The sequence below is a fragment of the Coleofasciculus sp. E2-BRE-01 genome, assembly GCF_040221695.1.
In the GTDB taxonomy this organism is placed as follows: domain Bacteria; phylum Cyanobacteriota; class Cyanobacteriia; order Cyanobacteriales; family Coleofasciculaceae; genus Coleofasciculus.
In genome coordinates this window covers 1-6,994 of sequence record NZ_JAVKEA010000162.1, presented here as the reverse complement: position 1 = coordinate 6,994, position 6,994 = coordinate 1, and the positions used below count along the sequence as shown (strand labels likewise).

Here is a 6,994-nt window from a genome sequence, read left to right as displayed (position 1 = left end):
AATGGTGGTAGGTGTGAGGTTTTTTCGCCTCCAACAGACAATTCCATCCTGACACCCGACACCCGACACCCGACACCCGACACCCGACACCCTTGCTCAACCGAGCTTTCACCTTAAGTTGACACCAATGGTTTAGGGACTTGGCGCAAGCTATTGATGATAACCTTTGTTCCAAACCCGCCCTGACCCCACCATGGCGTATCTTAAGGGTTAAGAGGACGTTGCCGGGTGTATCGTAGGCGACAGTTTCGGGTATGCGATCGATGAATAACTGTTTAGGGTGATTATAGGATTAGGAAAAACTTCAAGTAGTAGCGATGAATCCCATTCTCTTCCATTTGGCATTTCCCGTTAGCGATATTGAGCAAACCAAAGACTATTATGGCAGAGGACTCGGCTGTGACATTGGGCGAGAAACCCGTCAAGCGGTGATTTTAAACCTCTATGGGCATCAACTGGTAGCCCATCTCACTGATGAACCCTTAACGCCACAACGAGGAATTTATCCGCGTCACTTTGGCTTGATTTTTACCGCTGAAGCTGACTGGCAAGCCTTATGCGATCGCGCCCAACAGCAGCAGCTTCAATTCTATCAGCAACCGAAGCGACGCTTTCCAGGTGATGTGACCGAACACCGCACCTTTTTCTTACAAGACCCCTTTTATAATTTAATGGAGTTTAAATTTTATGCTCATCCAGAGGCAATTTTCGGCAGTCACGAGTTAACGGCGATTGGCGATCGCTAACGTTTTGAGGTGACACCTATCCTTAAAATAGGGCTAAAGCCCTGACTACGAACTATAGACCTAATTTGCCTTAATTTGATAAAAGGGTTCGGATAAAGCCGAAGCTACTGCTTGCATACTGTGTGGATTAATCACCATACAAGCATGGGCTAAAACGGGAACTTTCACATCTTGACCCACGGGCATTCGTGAACTATTACCCGGAATAATAATAAAATCCCAGGGTGTCCAAATTGATGTAAAATTGAGGCGTTCTAACATCTGAACATCTCGGTTTAAATCCTCTAGCAAAGGATTTCCTGGGCGCATTTGCGTGCAGGCGCGACGGTTCAATAGGTAGGCTAACCATGTGCCGTGATGGGGGGCGGAAATGGTAATGTAACGCTGCACTCGGTCAATTCCACCTAATCGCTGGACATAATAGCGGGTGACGAGTCCTCCCATACTTAAACCGACTAAATCAATGGGTTGGTTGAGAGGGAATGTTTGGTTGATAAAATTAGCTAATTGGGCTGCCATTTGGTCTAAACCCAATGTGGCGTTATTTGGTTTTAGGTCAAGGGTATAAACGGAAAAACCTTGTTTTTTGAGGTAGGGAGAGAGTTTGCGGAAAACTGATGAGGTGCGAAAAATACCGTGAACGAGAATAACTGGGTTTGTCATTGATCATTGGTCATTAGTCATTTGTCAACCAATTTGTTTTGTGCAGAATTTATAATTTAGATATCGTTTTTACTGAAATTATTGCCCTGGGTTGGGGTTAGTATAGTTATATCAGGATACCCGTTTGTATTTCCCTTTTGCCTGTTATCAGGTCATTACTGGGATTAACTGATGTCCTAACGTGTCTGCGTAGTGCTATATAACCCAGTCCGCGCAGGCGGACTACCCTTCGGGAAGGCTTCGCCTATGTTTGTGTAGCTGCGATTTCAATCGCCTTAGCTGAGATGCTTAGCTGAGATGCTGGGTTTCTTTGTAAATCAAATACAAAAACAATTTATCCTTAATAATAGCTTGCAAAAAGCAAGTTGTCAATAATAAACTGGCGATTCATCTCACGGTCAATCAAAGATTAGACCGTGAGGCTTCTCGCAGATTATGCTAAATAAACGATAGTGGAAAAAGCAGGAGGGAAAACGTGGACGTTAAAGCAGCCGTCGCCTACGAAGCTGGGAAACCATTAACCATTGAAACTGTGCAGCTAGAAGGACCCAAAGCTGGGGAGGTACTGGTCGAAATTAAAGCAACAGGGATTTGTCATACCGACGCCTATACCCTCTCTGGTAAAGACCCAGAAGGACTATTTCCTGCTATCTTAGGACATGAAGGTGCTGGTGTAGTCGTCGAGGTTGGAAACGGGGTAAAAAGCGTTAAACCCGGCGATCATGTGATTCCACTCTACACACCCGAATGTCGGAACTGTGAGTATTGCTTAAGTTTCAAAACCAATCTCTGTCAGGCGATTCGGGCAACTCAGGGACGAGGTGTCATGCCCGATGGCACAAGTCGGTTCTCAAGTAATGGCAAAATGCTGCATCACTACATGGGAACCTCTACCTTTGCCAACTATACCGTATTACCAGAAATTGCCGTGGCGAAAATTCGCGAAGATGCGCCCTTTGAGAAGGTTTGTTATATTGGCTGCGGCGTAACCACGGGAATTGGTGCGGTGATTAATACCGCCAAAGTTGAACCCGGTTCCAGAGTTGTGGTATTTGGACTCGGTGGGATTGGCTTAAATGTGATCCAAGGGGCGCGAATGGTAGGCGCGAGTCAAATTGTTGGCGTTGATATTAATCCAGATAAACGGGAATTGGCAGAAAAATTTGGCATGACGGATTTTGTTAATCCCCGTGAAGTCGAGGGAGATTTAGTTCCTTATTTAGTGGAGTTAACTAAAGGTGGAGCCGATTATAGTTTTGAGTGCATTGGTAATGTTAATGTGATGCGCCAAGCCTTGGAATGTTGTCATAAAGGATGGGGCGTGAGTGTGATTATTGGAGTAGCTGCCGCCGGACAAGAAATTAGTACTCGTCCCTTTCAATTAGTAACTGGACGGGTTTGGAAAGGAACAGCTTTTGGTGGCGCAAAGGGACGCACTGATGTTCCAAAAATTGTGGATTGGTATATGGAGGGTAAGATTAATATTGATGATTTAATTACCCATGTCATGCCCTTGGAAAAAATAAATGAAGGGTTTGATTTAATGCACCAAGGCGAATCCATCCGCAGCGTGGTTACATTTTAAGGCAGAGCGTAAAAACCCACTATTGTAGGGGCTGCTGAATAAGTGGTGAGGTGAGGGGGAGATGGGGAAGCTGGGGAAGCTGGGGAAGCTGGGGAAGCTGGGGGAGCAAGGGTACATTGTCCCTGAGCAAGATGATGCCATACTTATGAGCGATGCTACATTCGTCTGCATCAACTCACCACTTCCGTCGCCAGTTAAAAAAGCCTTCCAGTAGATTTTGTAACATCTTATTACCCTCTAACCGTTGACGTTGCCACTCCTGCGCCGTTTTATAAAGAATCTCTGACATTGTAGGCGAAGCTTGCGGCATTTTAGCCAGTGAACCCACTTTAATTTTATGGCGAATTAGTAGCGCGATCGCACCAATTAATTCATCAGCATTTGCTCCCACGATTAATCCACCTAAAATTGTCCCATTCTGACGCAGCACCAGTTTACAAAATCCCGTCGTTTCCCCTAAAATCTGCGCCTTATCCAAAGTCTTGAAATACTGTCGCACCACCCAAACATTCTTGCCATAACGCCGTCTGGCTTGCACTTCCGTTAACCCCACCCGTGCTAAGATTGGATCAGTAAAAATTGCCCAAGGAAGTCCCTGATAATCCACAGTCCATCGCGGAAAAAACAAAGCATTTTTTATCGCAATACTGGCTTCGTATTCGGCAATATGCTCAAATTGATAACCGCCAATCACATCACCACAAGCATAGATACGGGGATTAGTAGTTTGCAGTTTTTGGTTAAGTTTCAACCCCTTTTGGGAAAACTTAACCCCAACCCCTGCTAAATTTAACGATTCAATATTAGGCGTTTGACCCGTCGCCAACAAAATTTCATCAGTTTCAATTGCTCGATTTCCCACTTGCACCCATTTTTTTCCCTCAATCCACTTTACCTGAGTCACCGGACTTTGAGTCAAAACATGAATTCCTTCGGCTTCTAATTGCGCTTGCACCAGACGCGACGCCTCTGAGTCTTCTTGGGGAAAAATAAGGGCTTCACTCACCGCCAGTGTCACCTGGCAATCCAGCCGCGCTAATGTTTGAGCGAGTTCGATAGCATTGGGAGTGCTACCAACAACTAACCAATTTTTCTGTAACTGAAATGGAATAGTTTCTTCTAGGTTCTCCGGTTTTCCTTGAGGACTAGGTTTCGTTACTTTATCGGTTTCTTGAGGAACGGTATCAGTCAAACCCGTCTCGATAATTTTGCCTCTAGATGTACCCTGATAGGTTGCTATATGCTGCCAAATATTTCTTGGAGTACAGTAACTTATTGTATCTAGCCCATCAATATCAGGAATTTCTGGGCAAGATTCCGTTGCAATCAGATACGCCCTTGCTCGCAAGCGCCGATTATTGATAACAAAGCCCAGGTGAGGTAAGCGACAAAACTCTCCATTGCCAGAAATTATATCTACACCGAAGGATGCCAAAATTGCGGGAGAAGTCGCTTCAGAACAGGTAGAAACCACCATCTCTGCCCATGCCATTGCGTCAGGAATTTCTACAGTAGGTAAGTGGGCGGTTGACTCAAGAGGACTCAGATACGTTATAGTATCCTCTTTCTCTGCTTCCCCGACTTGCCATTGCTCGTCTCTATATACTTCCCCTGATTGTTTAACTAACTGTTTTTTTAACTCAGCCGTATCGGGAATTGAGTAATTTCTAGCCGGATTAATTCCAAATTTCGGTGCTTTCCGTACTTGCTGAAGAACTCGCCCCACCTGCATCAATGCCTGATTGTAAAGCGCTTCTTGACCTAACCAGTTGCTCTGGAGGTTTTCTAGTTCAATCAAGGCAACACGAGCCTTTAATTGAGTCGCAGCCAAGGCAGCATAAGCGCCAGCCCTGCTATTACCAATTACAATAAGGTCATAATCTTTTGTCATTTGTCATTTGTCATTTGTCGTATCGTTCCCGATTATTTCTCCAATTCTATAAACTTTTTACCCCAATACTCCCAATTCCTCTGCGTACCTCTGCGCTAACCTCTGCGTACCTCTGCGTTAAAAAAATATAATTCCGATTCATAAATCCTAACTCATAACATCTTTCAAAGCATCTAATAAACATTGATTATCAGATTGAGTCCGAATCGCGACTCGAAAATAACCATCGCCTAATTCCGGAAAGCTCAAGCAATCCCGAATTAGAATACGATGGTGCTTGAGTAGGTGTTCCTGCAGTTGGGAACAGGAGTGTTCTGACTGTACCAGTAGAAAGTTAGCCGCGCTGGGATAGGGATGGAACCCTGGTAACGATGATAACCCTTGAAACAGATGCGATCGCGCGGCGGGTAGCCAGTCCCAAGTTTGGTGTTGAAATGCCTGATCCTGTACCACAGCAATAGCAGCCGCCACAGCCAGGACGTTTACAGACCAAGGATCACGCCACTGTTGCCAGCGTTGTAACCGTTCAGGATGAGCGATCGCATAACCTAAACGGAGTCCAGGAAGGCTGTAGAATTTAGTTAGCGATCGCAAAATGACCAGATTGGGATAATCCTGCACCCACCGAATCAGGCTTTGCTGCTGATCCGGTGGCAAAAAGTCCATAAAGGCTTCATCAACAACCACAAGGGCAAATTGTTCCAAATAAGGCAGCAGGCTGGCTTGGTCGAATAATTGACCCGTCGGATTATGGGGATTATTCAGCAGCAAACCCTGACGTTTGCCAAAGACAAGCCCTAATGTAGGGGCGGGTTTAGGGATTTTGTTGTGGCTATTGATAATAACCTTTGGGCAAAACCCGCCCTGACTAAGTGTTGAGACAACTCCCTCATCTTCCCCGAATAAAAGACACGCCCTGATTCTGGCATTAAACGCCCTCAGCGCTCGTTGGTAGTCACTAAAGGCTGGAGTCAAAATAATCGTTTCCTCCAGTTCTGAGAGTTCCCTGGCTGCCCAGGTTAACAACTCAGCCGAGCCATTCCCCGGTAGAATCCAGTCAGGGTTCAGCGTGGGATGGAGTTGACTCAGAGCCACCCGTAACGGGTAGTAATCCGGTGCCGGGTAAGCCACTAAGTCATCTAGATGAGACTCAATCGCCGCGATCGCAGATTTTGGCGGTCCCAAAGGATTGATACTCGCCGAAAAATCCAGAATCAGGGAAGGGGAACAACCTGCCCGCGCCGCTGCCCAAGCTAGATTTCCCCCGTGAATGGGTCGTTTCAAGGATCACATCTCCTCAAAATCAGCCGAATGTAGAGACGTAGCATGCTACGTCTCTACATTCTCTCTTATCTTCACCAATCAGGTTTAACTAAACCCTTACTTGGGAGGGGCAACTTGTTCCTTGAACAGCTTACCCGCAGAAAACGCCGGAACCTTCGTCGCCGGAATTTCCATCTTATCGCCAGTTTTGGGGTTACGTCCCTCACGGGCTTTGCGTTCCCGCGATTCAAAGGAACCAAAGCCAACTAAGGTGACTTTATCGCCCTCAGAGACAGCTTCCATAATTGATTCCAATGCCGCAGTTAACACCGCATCCGCTTGTTTTTTGGTCACAGCAGCCTTTTCCGCCACTTTATCCACTAATTCGCCCTTGTTCATCATAAATCTCCTTATTTCTACGTGAATCAAAGGTCAACGCTTACTCTAACCCATTAGTCTAGAGTTCAGTATTTGACCCCCAGAACCAGGAGTTTCAGGGAAAAATGCCCGAAACACCCACCGGCTCGAAGTTTCACTGCATTATTCTAATGGCTGATTGCCAGATATGGAACGTTGAAACCTTTAAATTATGTAGATTTCGGGATTTTTGAGTATAAATACTCACCGTACCGTTTAATTATTCCGCCAACTGTGCTGAAAAAACGCGCATTAACTCCCCGACTTCTGTAGGGGCGCACTGACGTGCATCCGCGTCAACTTAAGGTGAAAAGCTCGGTTGAGCAAGGGTGTGGGGTGTCGGGTGTCGGGTGTCGGATGTCGGATGTCGGGTGTCGGATGTCGGATGTCGGGTGTCTGTTGGAGGCTAAAAAACCTAACACCTACCAC

The 6,994-nt window shown here is 46.0% G+C and carries 6 protein-coding genes; 2 read left to right on the top strand and 4 right to left on the bottom strand.

The window, feature by feature from the left end; genetic code table 11:
* Positions 1-317 precede the first annotated feature (317 nt).
* Positions 318-746, top strand: coding sequence for a VOC family protein (locus tag RIG66_RS20280; protein ID WP_446380551.1), 429 nt, complete (start codon positions 318-320; stop codon positions 744-746).
* A 60-nt stretch (positions 747-806) separates the two neighbouring features.
* Here the strand turns inward: RIG66_RS20280 and RIG66_RS20275 are convergent, their stop codons facing one another.
* Positions 807-1,409: an esterase/lipase family protein gene (locus RIG66_RS20275; RefSeq protein WP_446380550.1), complete on the bottom strand. Its 603-nt coding sequence runs from the start codon at positions 1,407-1,409 to the stop codon at positions 807-809.
* Positions 1,410-1,884: 475 nt separating this feature from the next.
* Between RIG66_RS20275 and RIG66_RS20270 the strand changes: the two genes are divergently transcribed.
* On the top strand, positions 1,885-2,994 hold the full coding sequence (locus RIG66_RS20270; protein WP_446380549.1) for an S-(hydroxymethyl)glutathione dehydrogenase/class III alcohol dehydrogenase: 1,110 nt from the start codon (positions 1,885-1,887) through the stop codon (positions 2,992-2,994).
* 175 nt (positions 2,995-3,169) lie between these two features.
* Here RIG66_RS20270 and RIG66_RS20265 read toward each other — a convergent pair whose 3' ends face one another.
* The 3 genes from RIG66_RS20265 to RIG66_RS20255 form a co-directional block, all read right to left on the bottom strand.
* On the bottom strand, positions 3,170-4,885 hold the full coding sequence (locus RIG66_RS20265; protein WP_446380548.1) for a dihydrolipoyl dehydrogenase family protein: 1,716 nt from the start codon (positions 4,883-4,885) through the stop codon (positions 3,170-3,172).
* A 147-nt stretch (positions 4,886-5,032) separates the two neighbouring features.
* Positions 5,033-6,169, bottom strand: a complete 1,137-nt coding sequence (gene cobD, locus RIG66_RS20260; protein WP_446380547.1) for a threonine-phosphate decarboxylase CobD — start codon at positions 6,167-6,169, stop codon at positions 5,033-5,035.
* A gap of 96 nt (positions 6,170-6,265) precedes the next feature.
* Positions 6,266-6,547 carry an HU family DNA-binding protein gene (locus RIG66_RS20255; protein ID WP_044207165.1) on the bottom strand — a complete coding sequence of 94 codons (282 nt, stop codon included), beginning with the start codon at positions 6,545-6,547 and terminating at the stop codon, positions 6,266-6,268.
* Between the last annotated feature and the right edge of the window lie 447 nt (positions 6,548-6,994).

Bases quoted from the DNA above. Each gene is read 5' to 3' on its own strand.
- RIG66_RS20275 (WP_446380550.1), bottom strand. From the start codon at position 1,409: ATGACAAACCCAGTTATTCTCGTTCACGGTATTTTTCGCACCTCATCA.
- RIG66_RS20255 (WP_044207165.1), bottom strand. From the start codon at position 6,547: ATGAACAAGGGCGAATTAGTGGATAAAGTGGCGGAAAAGGCTGCTGTG.
- RIG66_RS20280 (WP_446380551.1), top strand. From the start codon at position 318: ATGAATCCCATTCTCTTCCATTTGGCATTTCCCGTTAGCGATATTGAG.
- RIG66_RS20265 (WP_446380548.1), bottom strand. From the start codon at position 4,885: ATGACAAAAGATTATGACCTTATTGTAATTGGTAATAGCAGGGCTGGC.